General features: G+C 72.7%; 12 protein-coding genes and 1 pseudogene. 11 read left to right on the top strand and 2 right to left on the bottom strand.

What is annotated here, in order from left to right; translation table 11 throughout:
• Nucleotides 1–20: 20 nt before the first annotated feature.
• From ACFYUZ_RS19355 to ACFYUZ_RS19345, 3 genes are all read left to right on the top strand, one after another.
• Nucleotides 21–641, top strand: coding sequence for an SMI1/KNR4 family protein (locus ACFYUZ_RS19355; protein ID WP_389310755.1), 621 nt, complete (start codon nucleotides 21–23; stop codon nucleotides 639–641).
• Between the two features lie 357 nt (nucleotides 642–998).
• Nucleotides 999–1172 (top strand): hypothetical protein, encoded by a 174-nt coding sequence (locus ACFYUZ_RS19350; RefSeq protein ID WP_389310753.1) that lies wholly within the window; start codon nucleotides 999–1001, stop codon nucleotides 1170–1172.
• A 25-nt stretch (nucleotides 1173–1197) separates the two neighbouring features.
• On the top strand, nucleotides 1198–2022 hold the full coding sequence (locus tag ACFYUZ_RS19345) for an alpha/beta fold hydrolase (protein WP_389310751.1): 825 nt from the start codon (nucleotides 1198–1200) through the stop codon (nucleotides 2020–2022).
• 74 nt (nucleotides 2023–2096) lie between these two features.
• On the opposite strand, the pseudogene ACFYUZ_RS19340 reads toward ACFYUZ_RS19345, so the two are convergent.
• A pseudogene (locus ACFYUZ_RS19340) lies at nucleotides 2097–2945 on the bottom strand (helix-turn-helix domain-containing protein); the annotation flags it as partial.
• An 80-nt stretch (nucleotides 2946–3025) separates the two neighbouring features.
• On the opposite strand from ACFYUZ_RS19340, the gene ACFYUZ_RS19335 reads away from it, so the two are divergent.
• From ACFYUZ_RS19335 to pntB, 8 genes are all read left to right on the top strand, one after another.
• Nucleotides 3026–3883, top strand: coding sequence for an alpha/beta fold hydrolase (locus ACFYUZ_RS19335; protein WP_389310749.1), 858 nt, complete (start codon nucleotides 3026–3028; stop codon nucleotides 3881–3883).
• 17 nt (nucleotides 3884–3900) lie between these two features.
• A complete protein-coding gene (locus ACFYUZ_RS19330; RefSeq protein WP_389310747.1) occupies nucleotides 3901–5130 on the top strand; it encodes an FAD-dependent monooxygenase in 1230 nt (409 codons plus the stop codon).
• Nucleotides 5131–5523: 393 nt separating this feature from the next.
• Complete coding sequence (locus ACFYUZ_RS19325) at nucleotides 5524–6156, top strand: TetR/AcrR family transcriptional regulator (protein ID WP_389310745.1); 633 nt, start codon at nucleotides 5524–5526, stop codon at nucleotides 6154–6156.
• 147 nt (nucleotides 6157–6303) lie between these two features.
• Nucleotides 6304–7530 carry an acetyl-CoA C-acetyltransferase gene (locus ACFYUZ_RS19320; RefSeq protein ID WP_389310743.1) on the top strand — a complete coding sequence of 409 codons (1227 nt, stop codon included), beginning with the start codon at nucleotides 6304–6306 and terminating at the stop codon, nucleotides 7528–7530.
• Nucleotides 7531–7604: 74 nt separating this feature from the next.
• Complete coding sequence (locus ACFYUZ_RS19315) at nucleotides 7605–8360, top strand: SDR family oxidoreductase (protein WP_389310741.1); 756 nt, start codon at nucleotides 7605–7607, stop codon at nucleotides 8358–8360.
• Complete coding sequence (locus ACFYUZ_RS19310) at nucleotides 8357–9034, top strand: HAD family hydrolase (protein WP_389310739.1); 678 nt, start codon at nucleotides 8357–8359, stop codon at nucleotides 9032–9034. The genes ACFYUZ_RS19315 and ACFYUZ_RS19310 overlap by 4 nt, the downstream gene beginning before the upstream one ends.
• Nucleotides 9035–9578: 544 nt before the next feature.
• Nucleotides 9579–11105, top strand: coding sequence for a Re/Si-specific NAD(P)(+) transhydrogenase subunit alpha (locus ACFYUZ_RS19305; RefSeq protein WP_389310737.1), 1527 nt, complete (start codon nucleotides 9579–9581; stop codon nucleotides 11103–11105).
• A gap of 1 nt (nucleotide 11106) precedes the next feature.
• Nucleotides 11107–12525: a Re/Si-specific NAD(P)(+) transhydrogenase subunit beta gene (pntB, locus tag ACFYUZ_RS19300; RefSeq protein ID WP_389310735.1), complete on the top strand. Its 1419-nt coding sequence runs from the start codon at nucleotides 11107–11109 to the stop codon at nucleotides 12523–12525.
• Between the two features lie 69 nt (nucleotides 12526–12594).
• Here pntB and ACFYUZ_RS19295 read toward each other — a convergent pair whose 3' ends face one another.
• Nucleotides 12595–14838: an ADP-ribosyltransferase domain-containing protein gene (locus tag ACFYUZ_RS19295; RefSeq protein ID WP_389310733.1), complete on the bottom strand. Its 2244-nt coding sequence runs from the start codon at nucleotides 14836–14838 to the stop codon at nucleotides 12595–12597.
• Nucleotides 14839–14933 lie beyond the last annotated feature (95 nt).

Raw genomic sequence — 14933 nt, 5'->3', positions numbered from 1 at the left:
CGCCTGGAGGAGAGAGAGGAATGACTGAGGTGCACCGACTGGAGGAGCTGCGCCGGCTCATGCCGCCCACGACCGAGAGCGACACCTCGGTCGACTGGACCCGCATGGCCGAGACCTGGGGAACCGGCTTCCCCGAGGACTACCGGCAGTTCATCGCGGCGTACGGGGCCGGGACGATCGAGAACTACCTCGTCGTCCAGGACCCGGAAGCGAAGGGAGAGCACGCACCGGAGGCGACCGGCGGCATGCTCCACGAGACGGCGAACGCCACGCTGGTCTGGACGAAGGTGCCCAAGTCGGCCGAACTGGCCGACGCGCGCCCGGAGCTGATCGCGTGGGCCGCGGACGCCAGCTCGGACATCCTGTGCTGGGACGCCTCGGGCGACGACCCGGACGCCTGGCCCGTCCTGGTCCACAACCGGGACGACAACCTGTGGCGGCGCTACGACTGCGGCATGGTCGAGTTCCTCGTACGGGTGCTGCGCGCGGACTTCGAGGAGTGCCCGCTCGGCGACCTGTCCCTCTGGGGAAAGGACGGGATCACCTTCCTGACCCGGCGTGAGGAACAGCGCCGGATCAAGGCGGGCCTCGACCCGTGGACGGGGGAGCCCGACCCGTTCGCCGGGATGTTCGGGGACTGAGCGCGGATCGGGGGGAGGGGTGCGGCGTCGGCCGCGCCCCTCCCCCTCCGCCGTGTCGCGGTGGCGGGCCGCCGGGCCGGTCGGGAGCACGGGAACGGCGGGGGAGAGGTGGGTCGGCCTCCCCCGTCGCCCAGGACGGTGAGCAGGACCAGAGGAACCCGGCCGTCGCCGCCGCCAGCGCGCGAGCGCGGCACTGACCGGCCGTTTCGCCTGCAACAGCTGTTCGCTGTGCATGCTCGGTTCCTCCCCGCTCTTCACCGACAAGTTTTTTCTTTATTCCGGCCGCCCGCCAAGACGTCCGGGCCACGGGCCCGCGCACAGAAGCCGGCCTTCACCCTTGGGAGTTATCGTGACCGTGTGACCAGGGACGAGAGCGGCGAGAGCACGGAGACGGCCCCGGCCGACCTGCTCCTGGAGGCCGTCCTCGCCCAGAGCGCCGGCGAGTGCTGCGTCCGGCTGCGGCCCGCGCCGGACGGCCCCTCCCGGGACCGGGCCGGGGCCGACGGCCGACCACCCCGTCGCGACAGCTGATCCTCCCGACCCGGAAAGAGGCCGTATGACCTGGTCCGAACGCACCGTGGAACGCGACGGCGTCCGTCTGTCCTGCCGTGACTGGGGCGGCTCGGGGCCGTCCGTCGTCCTGCTGCACGGGCTGGCCGGACACGCGGGCGAATGGGACGACCTCGCCCGAGACCTGAGCCGCCGTCACCGGGTCGTCGCCGTCGACCAGCGCGGCCACGGCGCCAGCGAGCGCCTCCCGCGCGACGTGGGCCGTGCCGCGTACGTCGCGGACGCCGTCGCCGTGATCGAACAGCTCGGTCTCCGGCAACCCGTCCTGGTGGGCCAGTCCCTGGGCGGCCACACCGCCATGCTCACCGCCGCCGCGCACCCCCGTCTCGTACGCGCTCTCGTCCTGGTCGAAGCAGGTCCGGGCGGGCCGAACCCGAACGTGCAGGCCGAGATCGGCGGTTGGCTCGACTCATGGCCGGCACCGTTCCCGTCGCGGAAGGCCGCCGTCGACTTCCTCGGCGGCGGTGCGGTCGGCGAGGGCTGGGCCGCGGGCCTGGAGGAACGCGGGGGCGGCTGGTGGCCCCGCTTCGACCGGGACGTCATGGTCGACTCGCTGGCCGAGAACGCCCGGCGCTCCTTCTGGGACGAGTGGGCGAGGATCACGTGTCCGGTCCTGGCCGTCCTGGGCCAGTCCGGCATCATCCCTCCGCAGGAGTCCGAGGCCATGCTCCGACAGCGCCCGGGGGCGACGGCCGTGAGCGTCCCCGGCACGGGCCACGACGTGCACCTGGAACGCCCCGACGTCCTGCGGCGTCTGATCCGGGACTTCCTCGACGAGCTCGCCGCGCATCCCGCCCGCGAACGGCCCTGACCGCCGGACCACCCGGCCCGCTCGCCGCAGGGCCGGATCCCCCCCCGGCGGGGGCCGATCCGGGGCTTTCCGGGGGCGTGGGCCGTCGCGGCCGTCTCGCGGGCGGGCCAGGCGATGTCGTCGACGGCGAGGAACGGCTCGCGGGCCACGCCCGCGGGGGTCGCCCCGGTGAGCGCCATGACGTCCCGGTGCAGGTGGGACTGGTCGGCGTAGCCGGTGGCGGCCGCGACCCGGGCCGCGCCCTCGCCCGCCACCAGGCGGTGGGCGGCGTGATCGAAACGGACCAGCTTCGCGGCGCGCTTGGGCGGCAGGCCGAGTTGTGACCGGAAGCGGGACCACAGCCGCTTCCGGCTCCACCCGACCTCGGTCGCGAGCCCGTCGATCCGTGCCAGGCCACGGCTGACGACGATCCGGTGCCACGCCCAGGCCACCTCCGGGTCGACCGCCGGCCCCGCCTCGTACCGGCGTGCCAGCAGCAGGTCCGCCAGCCCGAAGCGCTCCTGCCACGAGGAGGTCTCGGCGAGTCGCTCGCGGATCCGGGACGTCTCCCGACCCCACAGGCCGTCCAGCGGCACGACGGCACCGTCGAGGTCGGCGGGAGAGGCGCCCAGCACCGCGCCCGCGATCACCGGGGACAGGCGCACCTGCACGCACTCGACGTTCTCCCCCCGCACCCGGACCGCCCCTCCGGACCCGAGCCCGGGGCCCGCGACGAGGCTTCCCCGCTGCCGCCCCGCGGCACCGTCGAGGACGGGGGTCCCGTCGCCGAAGTCCAGGAGCAGCGTCACGGCCGGGTGCGGGACCATCCGGAGCGCGTCCAGGTCAGGGACGCGGAAGCCGGCCATGGTGACACCGGCGACCCGGCTGGGCCGCCGCGGGCACTCGACGTCCCACGCGGCCGCACCGTGCACGAACGTCTGCATGGGCCCATGATGCTACGCGGGCCGGCCGGGGGGAACATTCGTCCAATACGCCGGCGCGTGCCGGCGGAGACAGTGGGTCCATGACTGTTTTCGACAGGGACCCGTCCCTGAACGGCGCCGCCGGGGCCACCGAGGGTTCGCTCCTGCCGCTGGACGACGGCGACGTGTACGTGTGCCAGGACGGCCCCCGCGACGCCCCCGCCCTCCTGCTCGTCCACGGGTCAGCCTCCTCGACCCGCTCGTGGAACCCGATGGTCCCGCTGCTGACCGGAGCCCACCGCGTCATCCGGATCGACCTGCCCGGGCACGGGCGCTCGGCCGAACCGGCCGACCGCGGTTACGCGGTCCCGGACCAGGCACGCCGGGTCGGCGAGGCGCTGGACCGGCTCGGCGCCGAGCACGCCGTGGTCGTCGGCCATTCCAGCGGCGGCGCCGTCGCCACCGCCCTCGCCGAACACCGGCCCGACCTGGTGACCGCGCTCGCGCTCGTCAACACCGGCCCCGGCCTGGGCGCCTTCATCGCACCGCAGCCCGCCGCCACCGGCCCCTCGGGGTGGCCGCCGAGCGACGAGCAGCTCCGCCACTTCGCGAGCAGCGCGGTCGGCCGCGTCGGCTACCGGCTCCCGGATGAACTCCTGGACGACGTACGCGCCATGACCCCTCACGCGTTCACCGCGGCGACGCTGGCCACGCGTTCCTACCTGGAGCAGCGGACGCTGCCGGACCGGCTGGCGGTCCTGGACAAGCCGCTGCTCGTGCTCTTCGGCGAGGACGACCGCAGGTGGCGCTCCTCGTCCGCCTCCGACTACCGCGTCGTCCCGGGCGCGGAGGTCGAGCTGCTGCCCGGCCTCGGACACTCGCCCCTGCTGGAGGACCCGCCGCGGACCGCCGCCCGGCTGCTGGCCTTCACCACGATCCACGCCGTACGGGCGGACTGAGGGAAAGGAGGGGTGCCATGCGGATCCTCGTCTCCGGCGCCGGCATCGCCGGTCCGGTCCTGGCCCACTGGCTCACCAGGCACGGCTTCTCCGTCACCGTCGTCGAGCGCGCCCCGGCCCCGCGCACGACCGGCGGCCACGCGGTCGACCTCTTCCGGCCCGCGATGAACATCTCCGAGAAGATGGGCGTGCTCCCGCGCATCGAGGAGCGGGCCACCGGCACGCGCCGGATGACCGTCCATCAGGAGGGCTCACGGCGTCCCGTCCGGGTGGACCTCGCCAGGATCTTCGACGCCACCTCGGACCGGCACGTCGAGATCATGCGCGACGACCTGAGCGAGATCTACCACGACGCCGCTCGCGACGGCGTCGAGTACCTCTTCGGCGACTCGATCACCGAGGTCTCGCCCGACGGCGAGGTGCGGTTCGAGGACGCAGCGCCGCGCCGCTTCGACCTCGTCGTGGGGGCGGACGGACTGCACTCCCGAGTGCGCCGCCTCGTCTTCGGCGAGGAGTCCCGCTTCAGCGCCTTCATCGGGGCGCATTTCGGGGTGCTGACCCTGCCGAACGTCCCGGGCCTCGACGGCGAGCTCCGCATGCACGTCGGCGTCGGCCGCACCGCCGGCATGTACGGCGCGCGCCACCTCGGCGACGCGCGGGTGCTGTTCCTGTTCCGGAGCGAGCGCGAGCTCGACCACCACCGTGACGTGCCGCGGCAGAAGGAGCTGCTGCGCGGCGCGTTCGCGGGCATGCACGCCGACGTGGACCGCTGGCTGGACGAGCTCGACCGCACCCCGGCGTTCTACTTCGACTCGATCACCCAGCTGCGCATGGACACCTGGTCGCGGGGGAGGGTCACGCTCGTCGGCGACGCGGGCTACTGCCCCGGACCGGCCGTCGGCGGCAGCACCAGCCTGGCCGTCGTCGGCGCGTACGTCCTCGCCGGGGAACTGGCGCGGGCGGGCGGCGACCACGAACGCGCCTTCCCCGCCTACGAACGCGCGATGGCGGAGCACGTGAGGGGCAGCCGCGCGGGCGCGCTGAGCGCGGCGAGGACCCTGGTCCCCGCCTCCCGTCTCGGGGTGCGGGGACTGGCCCAGGGCGCCCGTCTGATCTCCTCCCTGCCCGCGGGCCCCGGCCGCGCCCTGCTCCGTCTCGCCGCCACGAGCGCACGCCGCCACGACTCCGTGACCGTCGACGACTACCCGCCGTCGCCCGCCGCACCGGGAAGCCGGCACGGCTTCTGACGCCTGAGACGGCGGGGGCCCGCGCCACCGTTCCCGGTGCCGCGGGCCCCCCGCTCGGGGGCCGGTGCTCAGCCGGCGATGCGGATGGCCTTCCGGTTCGCGGACCTGTCGACCTCGCGGCCCCGTCGACGCCGTGGCGGCCGGGCGCCCGGCCGAAGCCGGACCGCTCGACACCGCCGAACGGCAGCCCGCCGTTCCGCCGAGCCCCGTCCCGCCCGCGCCGAGTGGCCTGACGAGGGGGAGCCGTCCGTCGGGAGGCCGCCGACCGGATCTTCGGCCTCGCCTTCGAGAACTCCCGGGCCGGCGACGAGGACACGATCGAGGAGGCGCGCCGTCTCATGACCGCGTACCTCGGGACGTACGCCGCCGGGCGACGCCGCTGGGGGACCGACCGTGTCCGCGGCGGAGGGGCGCCTGAGGGGCCGGCCGCCGGCGACCGCCAACGGCCGCACGGTCCCCGAGCGGTTGCCGGACGCCGCCCGCGAGGTTTTCGCGGAGAAGGGCTTCGACGGGACGTCGGTCCAGGACGTGGTGCGCGCCACGGAGGTCACCAAGGGCGCCGTGTACCGCTGCTTCCCCTCCAAGGACGACCTGCTCCACGAGATCTGCCTGCGGGTGCTGCGGATGCAGAACGAGCGCCTCGACGCCGTGGTGACGACGGACCTGCCGGTGGCGGAGCGCGTCCACGCGGCGGTGGTGGACGTCGTGGGGACGACGCTCGAGAACCTTCGGAGCACCACGATCTTCTTCCGGCCGCTGCACCGGCTCGCCGAGGAGAACCAGCGACAGGTGCGACGGGAGCGCGGGCCCTACCGCGAGACCTTCCGGGCGCTCGTCGTCGGGGGGCAGCGCGAGGGCGTGTTCCGCGACGACGTCGGCGCCGAGCCGGCCGTCGACTACTGCTTCGGGTCGGTCCGCCACCTTCCGATGGGGTGGCGCTCCGAGGGCGGGGCCTCGGCCGACGAGGTCGCCCGCGCGTTCGCCGACCTCTTCCCCGCGGACATCGCGGGCATCGCGGCCCGCTGACCACGACCGGGGCGTCGCCGACCCCGCTGTCGACATGACATAAGTCATTCCGCCCCCTCCCTGGCGCCTGTTGACGGCCTTCCGCCGCCCGTTGCACAGTGGGCCACCGCGAGTAAGCAACCGCTTAGCATGTGAAGGGAGAGCCCCATGCCCGAAGCAGTGATCGTCTCGATCACCCGGTCCCCGATCGGCCGTGCCGGCAAGGGGTCCCTGAAGGACCTGCGCGCCGACGAGCTGACCGTGCAGATGGTCCGGGCGGCCCTGGCGAAGGTGCCCGAGCTCGACCCCCGCGAGATCACCGACCTGATGCTCGGCTGCGGTCTGCCCGGCGGAGAGCAGGGCTGGAACATGGGGCGCAACGTCGCCGTGCTCCTGGGGTACGACCACCTCCCCGGCACGACGATCACCCGGTACTGCTCGTCCTCGCTGCAGACCACCCGGATGGCGTTCCACGCGATCAAGGCCGGCGAGGGCCACGCGTACGTCTCCGCCGGCGTGGAGTCGGTCAGCCACTTCGACAACGGCACCAGCGACCACGTCCCGGGCCACGACATCCTCAACCCGGCCTTCGGCGACGCCGGCAAGCGCACCCACGAGCGCACGCAGGGCGGCGGGCCCGCGTGGACCGACCCCCGCGAGAGCGGCGCGCTGCCGGACGTCTACATGTCCATGGGCCAGACCGCCGAGAACGTGCAGCAGGTCCTCGGCATGTCGCGCGAGGAGCAGGACGCCTTCGCCGTCCGCAGCCAGAACCTCGCCGTCCAGCGTATCGAGGAGGGCTTCTGGGCCCGCGAGATCACCCCGGTCACGCGCCCCGACGGCAGCGTCGTCACCGCCGACGACGGCCCCCGCCCCGGCACCACGCTCGAAGGCGTCAGCGGGCTCAAGCCGGTCTTCCGCCCCGACGGCACCGTGACCGCCGGCAACGCCTGCCCGCTCAACGACGGCGCCGCCGCCCTGGTGATCATGAGCGACGTCCGGGCCAGGGAGCTGGGCCTCACCCCGCTCGCCCGGATCGTCTCCACGGCCGTCACCGGCCTCTCCCCGGAGATCATGGGCCTCGGTCCGGTCGAGGCGATCCCGGCCGCGCTGAGGAGCGCCGGCCTCGGCCTCGACGACATCGACCTCTACGAGATCAACGAGGCGTTCGCCGTGCAGTCGCTCGGCTCCGCCCAGCAGCTCGGCATCCCGCTGGAGAAGCTCAACGTCAACGGCGGCGCCATCGCCGTCGGCCACCCCTTCGGCATGACCGGCGCCCGCATCACCGCCACCCTCGTCAACTCGCTCCAGTGGCACGACAAGCAGTTCGGCGTCGAGTCCATGTGCGTCGGCGGCGGCATGGGCATGGCCATGGTCATCGAGCGCCTGAGCTGAGCACGGCCGAGCGATCACGTCCGAACGATCACGTCCGAGCGATCACGTCCGAGTCGAGAAGGAGTACGGAGAACATGAAGCGTTTCGAGGGAAAGACCGCGATCGTCACCGGCGCCAGCCGAGGGATCGGCCTGGCCGTCGCCGAGCGGCTCGTCGCCGAGGGGGCCCGGGTCGTCGTCACCGGCCGCACCAAGGACACGCTCGACCAGGCGGTCGCCGCCCTGGGCGGCCCCGTGCACGCGCTCGGCGTCGCCGGCAAGGCCGACGACCCCGCGCACCAGACCGACACCGTCCGCCGGGCGATCGAGGCGTTCGGGAGCGTGGACCTGCTGGTGAACAACACCGGCATCAACCCGGTGTACGGCCCGATGATCGAGCTCGACCTGGCGGCCGCGCGCAAGATCGTGGAGACCAACTGCCTCGCCGCGCTCTCCTGGACCCAGGCGGTCCACGGCGCGTGGATGAAGGAGCACGGCGGCGCCGTCGTCAACGTCTCCTCGGTCTCCGGCGTCCAGCCGGCGCCCATGATCGGCATGTACGGCGCCAGCAAGGCGATGCTGATCTCGATGACCGAGCTCCTGGCCGTCGAGCTGGGCCCGGACATCCGGGTCAACGCCATCGCGCCGGCCGTCGTCAAGACGAAGTTCGCCACCGCCCTGTACGAGGGCCGCGAGGAGGCGCTCGCGTCCCGCTACCCGCTCAAGCGGCTGGGCGAGCCCGAGGACATCGGCGGCGTCGTCGCGTTCCTGCTCTCCGAGGACGCCGCCTGGCTCACCGGCCAGACCGTCGTCGTCGACGGGGGCGTCACGCGCGTCGGAGCAGCCGAGTGACCGGCGCCCCGACGACCGCACCGGTCGAGGCCGTCGTCCTCGACTACGGCGGTGTGCTCACCGTGCCCGTGAGGGAGTCGATCGCGGCCTGGACCGAGGCCGACGGCATCGAGCCGGGGTCGTTCTCCCGGGCCCTCAAAACCTGGATGTCCCGCGACGCGCCCGCCGGCACCCCGGTCCACCGCCTGGAGACCGGCGAGCTGACCGTCGCGGAGTTCGACGCCCTCCTCGCCGCGGAGCTCACCACCGTCGACGGCCGGCCGGTCGACCCGGTCGGGGTGCTCTCCCGGCTCTTCGCCGGGATGCGGCCCGACCCGGCGATGTTCGCGCTCGTCGAGGAGCTTCGCGCGCTCGGCGTCCGGGTCGCCCTCCTGTCCAACAGCTGGGGCAACACCTATCCGCGCGAGCGGATCGACGGGCTGCTCGACCCCGTCGTCATCTCCGGCGAGGTCGGCCTGCGCAAGCCGGAGGCCCCGATCTACGAGCTGACCCTCGCGCGCCTCGGCGTCGCCGCCGGGAGCGCGGTCTTCGTCGACGACGCCGAGCCCAACGTGCTCGGCGCGCGAGCCGTCGGGATGCGGGCCCACCTGCACGTCGACGCCCCCTCCACCCGCGCGGCCCTCGCCGCGCTCGTCCCGGGGCTGCGCCCCACCCCGGACGGAGACCCCGCGTGACCGCCCCGGGAACGCTCGACGGCGTCGCCGAGCTGGAGAAGGCGGCCCGGGGCCCCTCGGCACCACCGTCGCGCACGGCCACCTCACGCTCAGCCCGATGCCGATCCCGATGCCGATCCCGATGCCGTGCCGGGAGGGGTACGAGCTGCGGGGCGTGCGCATGAGCGTGAACCAAGGGGCGAAGAAGGTCAGGTTCCCCGCGCCGAGGAGCGCGTCGCGGCCGTCGGCGGCGCCTGGCGGGGGAGGAGCGTAGGAGCGCGACGAGTCGCGCGTCAATATGAGCTATCCCCTTCGGACCGCCGGTGTCGTGAGGGGACCGCAGACCCCTAACGTGAGCCCGTCCTCGACCAGAGGGCTCCGGCGAGTCCGCCACGCCCGCGGAGCGGTCGCTCGCGATGGGTAGGTGGAGTGGTGTGGCATGGAGCACCGCCGGAACGCTTCCGGTCGAGGTGGGAGCGGCCCGATTCCGATGGGGACCAAACCCGGATCTGAGTCGAAGTAGAGAACAGTCGTCGACGGCAACTGCAGCGAACGGAGAACACTCGTGATTGTCGGAGTCCTCAAGGAGGCGCGGGCAGGTGAGAACCGCGTCTCGGCCACACCCGCCACGATCGAACCGATCCGCAAACTGGGGTACGACGTGGTCGTCGACTCCGGCGCGGGTGTCGCGGCGGGCTTCACCGACGGCGCCTACGAGGCCGCCGGCGCGCGCATCGGCGACGCGACGGCCGCCGACGTGGTCCTCGGGGTCAACGCCCCCAGCCCCGCTCAGCTGGACGGGGTACGGCCGGAGGCGACGGTGATCGCCCTGTTCGCCCCGGCGTTCGACCCCGCGATGGTCGAGGAGCTGGGCCGCAGGCCGTTCACGGCGCTGTCGATGGACGCCGTGCCGCGCATCAGCCGGGCGCAGTCGATGGACGTGCTGTCGTCGATGGCGAACATCGCCGGCTACCGGGCCGTGGTCGAGGCGGCGCACACCTTCGGCCGGTTCTTCACCGGCCAGGTGACGGCGGCGGGCAAGGTGCCGCCGGCGAAGGTGCTCGTGGCGGGCACGGGCGTCGCGGGCCTGGCCGCGATCGGCGCGGCGGGCTCGCTCGGCGCGATCGTACGGGCGACCGACCCCCGGCCCGAAGTGGCCGACCAGGTGCGGTCGCTGGGCGGCGAGTACCTGTCGATCGAGTCCCCGGAGGTCGAGGTCTCGAAGACGGGCTACGCCAAGGAGATGGGCGACGACTACAAGGCGCGCGAGGCCGAGCTCTACGCCGCGCAGTGCCGCGAGGCCGACATCGTCATCACCACCGCGCTGATCCCCGGCCGTCCCGCGCCGACGCTGATCACCGCGGAGATGGTGGCGAGCATGAAGCCGGGCTCCGTGATCGTCGACATGGCGGCCGCCAACGGCGGCAACGTCGTGGGCACCGTGAAGGGAGAGAAGGTCGTCACGGAGAACGGCGTGACGATCATCGGCTACACCGACCTGGCGGGCCGGCTGCCGGCCCAGGCCTCCCAGCTGTACGGCACGAACCTGGTGAACCTGCTGAAGCTGATGACGCCCGACAAGGACGGGCGGCTCGTCCTCGACTGGGACGACCCGGTGCAGCGCTCGATCACCGTCGTCCGCGAGGGCGAGTCGGCCTGGCCGCCCCCGCCGGTCCAGGTCTCGGCCGCCCCGGCCCCCGCGCCCGCGGCGGCGGAGACGAAGCCGTCGCCGAAGAAGGAGCCGATGACGCCGGCCCGGCGCTTCGGCGGGGTGGCCGTCGCCGCGCTGGCGCTGTTCCTCGCCGCCGGGTTCGCCCCGGCGGCCCTGCTGCCCCACGTGACCGTCTTCGTGCTCGCCATCGTGATCGGCTACTACGTGATCGGCCATGTGCACCACGCCCTGCACACGCCGCTCATGTCGGTGACCAACGCGATCTCCGGAATCATCGTCGTCGGCGCGCTGCTGCAGATCGGGCACTCGAGCACCGCGGTCACGGTGCTGTCGTCCGTGGCGATCCTCCTGGCCAGTATCAATGTCTTCGGCGGCTTCGCGGTGACGCGTCGCATGCTCGCCATGTTCAACCGGAGCTGACATGTCTGCGACCATCGCCGCACAGGCGGCCTACCTCGTTGCCGCGCTGCTGTTCATCCTCGCGCTGGCAGGACTCTCCAAGCACGAGTCCGCCCGGCTCGGCAACGCCTTCGGCATGCTCGGCATGGGCGTCGCGCTCGTCGCGACGATCGTGCTCGCGATCGACGGCGACATCAGCACCGCCGGCCTCGGGCTGATGGCCGTGGCCATGCTGATCGGCGCGCTGATCGGTCTGCAGCGCGCCCGTGGCGTCGAGATGACCGGCATGCCCGAACTGATCGCGCTGCTGCACTCCTTCGTCGGCCTCGCGGCCGTGCTGGTCAGCTGGAACGGCTTCCTGAACGTCGAGCACGAGCCCGACGGCCACGAGGCCGCGGCCCTGGACGCCCTCGGCACGCTGGGCATCCACCACGCCGAGGTCTTCATCGGGCTGTTCATCGGAGCGGTGACCTTCACCGGCTCCATCGTCGCCTACCTGAAGCTCTCGGCGAAGATCGACTCCAAGCCGCTCGTGCTGCCGGGCAAGAACGCGCTGAACCTCGGTGCCCTCGGTCTGTTCCTCGTCCTGACCGTGTGGTTCGTGATCACGCCGCAGCTGTGGCTGCTGATCACCGTGACGGTCCTGGCGCTCGCCCTCGGCTGGCACCTGGTGGCCTCGATCGGCGGCGGCGACATGCCGGTCGTGGTCTCGATGCTCAACAGCTACTCCGGCTGGGCCGCGGCGGCCTCCGGCTTCCTGCTCGGCAACGACCTGCTGATCATCACCGGCGCGCTGGTCGGCTCCTCGGGTGCCTACCTGTCCTACATCATGTGCAAGGCGATGAACCGCTCGTTCCTCTCCGTCATCGCCGGCGGCTTCGGCATCGAGGCGCCCTCGGCCTCGGACGTCGACTACGGCGAGCACCACGAGATCACCGCCCAGGCCGCCGCCGAACTCCTCGGCGCGGCCCGCTCGGTGGTCATCACGCCCGGCTACGGCATGGCCGTGGCGCAGGCGCAGTACCCGGTCGCGGAGCTCACCTCGAAGCTGCGGGCGAAGGGCGTCGACGTGCGGTTCGGCATCCACCCGGTCGCCGGCCGCCTGCCCGGCCACATGAACGTGCTCCTCGCCGAGGCCAAGGTGCCGTACGACATCGTGCTGGAGATGGACGAGATCAACGAGGACTTCGCCGACACCGACGTCGTCCTCGTGATCGGCGCCAACGACACGGTCAACCCGGCCGGCGCCGAGGACCCCGGCAGCCCGATCGCCGGCATGCCGGTCCTCACCGTCTGGGAGGCGAACAAGGTCATCGTCTTCAAGCGCTCGATGGCCTCCGGCTACGCGGGCGTGCAGAACCCGCTGTTCTTCCGCGAGAACACCTCGATGCTCTTCGGCGACGCGAAGGACCGGGTCGAGGACATCGTCGGCGCGCTCTGAGGGGCGCGGACGGAGGGCCGTCCTCCTCCACGGAGGACGGCCCTCCCCCCATGCGGCGGAAGACGGAGCCTAGGAAACCATCCCCTGCTCCTCCAGTTCGGTGAGGCGCACGGTGCACAGTCCGCCGCGCTCGGTCCTCACGTCCGTCACCTTCAGCTGGGTGCCCGGGGTCAGGATGTACTCCTCCTCGCCCGTGAACGCGGAGAACCGGCGGATCCCCACCGCGCGCGCCGGCGTCACCTCGAACAGGGTCCGCCGGCCGCGGCTCCCGAGGAAGGCCCGGGCCACGCTCGGCTCGGACGTGCACGACGAGACGCCCCACCACGTCACCGTGCGCCCCAGCGGATACTGGGACCGCAGGTCGAGCGCCACACCGCGCCACAGCGGCCGCGTCTGCGGCGGCAGCTCGGCGACGGCCGAGAACAGCAGGCGCAGGTACGGCAGGTACGGCACGAGCCGCTCCCGGTCCGGGGACCGCAGCACCGCGTTGATCTCGCGGTAGAACGCCGACTCGCACGTGTACAGGTACAGCGCCGAGATCGCGTCGGCGGACAGGCCGCCCGCGGCCTCCGGCTGCGCCGTCTTCGTCTCCGCGAACCGGGTCGACCGCTCGACGTACCCGTCCAGGTTCGCCAGCACCCGCGTCACCGGCTCCACGGCCTTCCGGAAGTCCATCAGCGGCGTGTCGAACACCCCGGTGATCGGCGGCAGGACGAGCCCCTCGTCCTTGACGCTCGTGAGCCGCTCCAGATAGAGCTGGTGCAGCTCCATCGTCGACGCGATGAACGCCCCCATGCGCTCCGAGCCGGCGGCGTCGGTCGTGTGCTGGTCCCAGCCCTTGCTCGGCAGCCAGTCGACCGGCTCCGCTCCCACCGCCGCCAGGGCGTCGTTCACCCGGGCGAAGTGGTCCCCCTCGCAGAAGAGGTCCCCCTGCGCCGCCGGGTTCGCGTGGTCCAGGTGCCGGACCTCCACCCCCGGGTACTTCTTCTCCAGCCGCTGGACGACCCGCTTCAGGCTCCGGGCGTGCGCGCCCCACCAGGCGAACACCACCCCGCGGTCCTCCTCCTCGGCGTCCTGCTTCGCCCGGAGGATCTCCTCGACGATCTGCTCGGCCACGGGCCGCCAGAAGGACGTGTGCTGCTCGGTCGGCACCGCCCCGTCCGCGCTCGCCGTGAGCGAGGCGTTCAGCAGGAGCACGCCCTGGGTGAGCATCGCCTGGAACCACTCCGGCGGCTGGACCGTGTCCTCCTTCTTCAGCAACGCCCGGACGTCGGCGATCGGCGTCTTCTTGGCGATGCCGTACTTCCACATCGCGGCCGCCTTGATGAGGCAGCGGATGCTGACCACCCGGCCGAACTGGCTGTCCTTCCAGTCGTGGAAGGTGTTGTCGAACATCGCGATGCCGGTCGCGCTCTCCGCCCGCGGATACGGGTTCTGCCCGAAGGCGACCACCTTCCACTTGTGCGGCGGATGCGGCTTCAGCGCCTGGAAGGTCAGCTCCCGCACCGGAACCACCTCCGGGCTCCGCTTCGGGCCGATGAAGGAGGCGGCCCCCGGCTGCGCCTCGATCACCGGGCCGAGCAGCGGCAGCCACGGCTCGCCACCGCCCTCGAACAGCTCGGCGAGACCCAGGGGGTCGTCCGAGGGCGCGGGGGAGGGCGTCGGGGCCGGCACCTTGATCCGCACCCGCTGCGCCGGGCCCGCGCCCTCGATGTCGGCGAGCTGTCCGAGCACCGCGGCCCGCAGCTCGTCGTAGTCCGTGAACCCGTGGTCGTGGAACAGCGTGTACCCCGTCCACATCAGATTGGCGCACACCTGCGCCGGCACCCGGCCCGTCCGCGCGCCCATCCCGACGAGCGCCACCGACCGGATGCTGCCGGGCTTCGCCAGGTTCTGCAGGTGCACCGCCTGGAACGCCGCCGCGCACGCCAGCGCCACGTTCATCGTGTCGCTGACGTTCTGCGAGGACTGCCGCATCGTCGGCGTCGAGATCAGATAGCGCGGCACGGACGCCCCCGAGGGGACGCAGACCGCGCTGCCCACCGGCAGGCTCCCGCCGAACCGCTCGCGGATCGCCCGCTGCACCCGCACCTGGACACCGGCACCGAGGTGCCGCTTGACGACGGCGTCGACCCCTCCGTCCATCCGGCCCTTCGCGTTCGTGGGGGAGACCCACGCGTCGACGTCCACGTCGAGGAGGGAGCCCCGCCGGATCTCGACCCCGGGCGTGTCCGCGAACGCGGACTTCCAGGCCGCCACCACCTCGTCGTTGACGTCGACGAGAACGACCTTCAACACACGCTCGACACCCATGAATTCCCCCTGTCGTGCCGTCTTCCGAACGATCTCGAAGCTATCGCCCACCACTGACAACGCCCGTGAGCCGTGTCTCACCGGCCCGCTCCGTC

The organism is Streptomyces sp. NPDC004266, from assembly GCF_042874095.1.
Taxonomy (GTDB): domain Bacteria; phylum Actinomycetota; class Actinomycetes; order Streptomycetales; family Streptomycetaceae; genus Streptomyces.
Note: the sequence above shows the minus strand (reverse complement) of the source record. Positions and strands in the feature narration are given on the sequence as shown.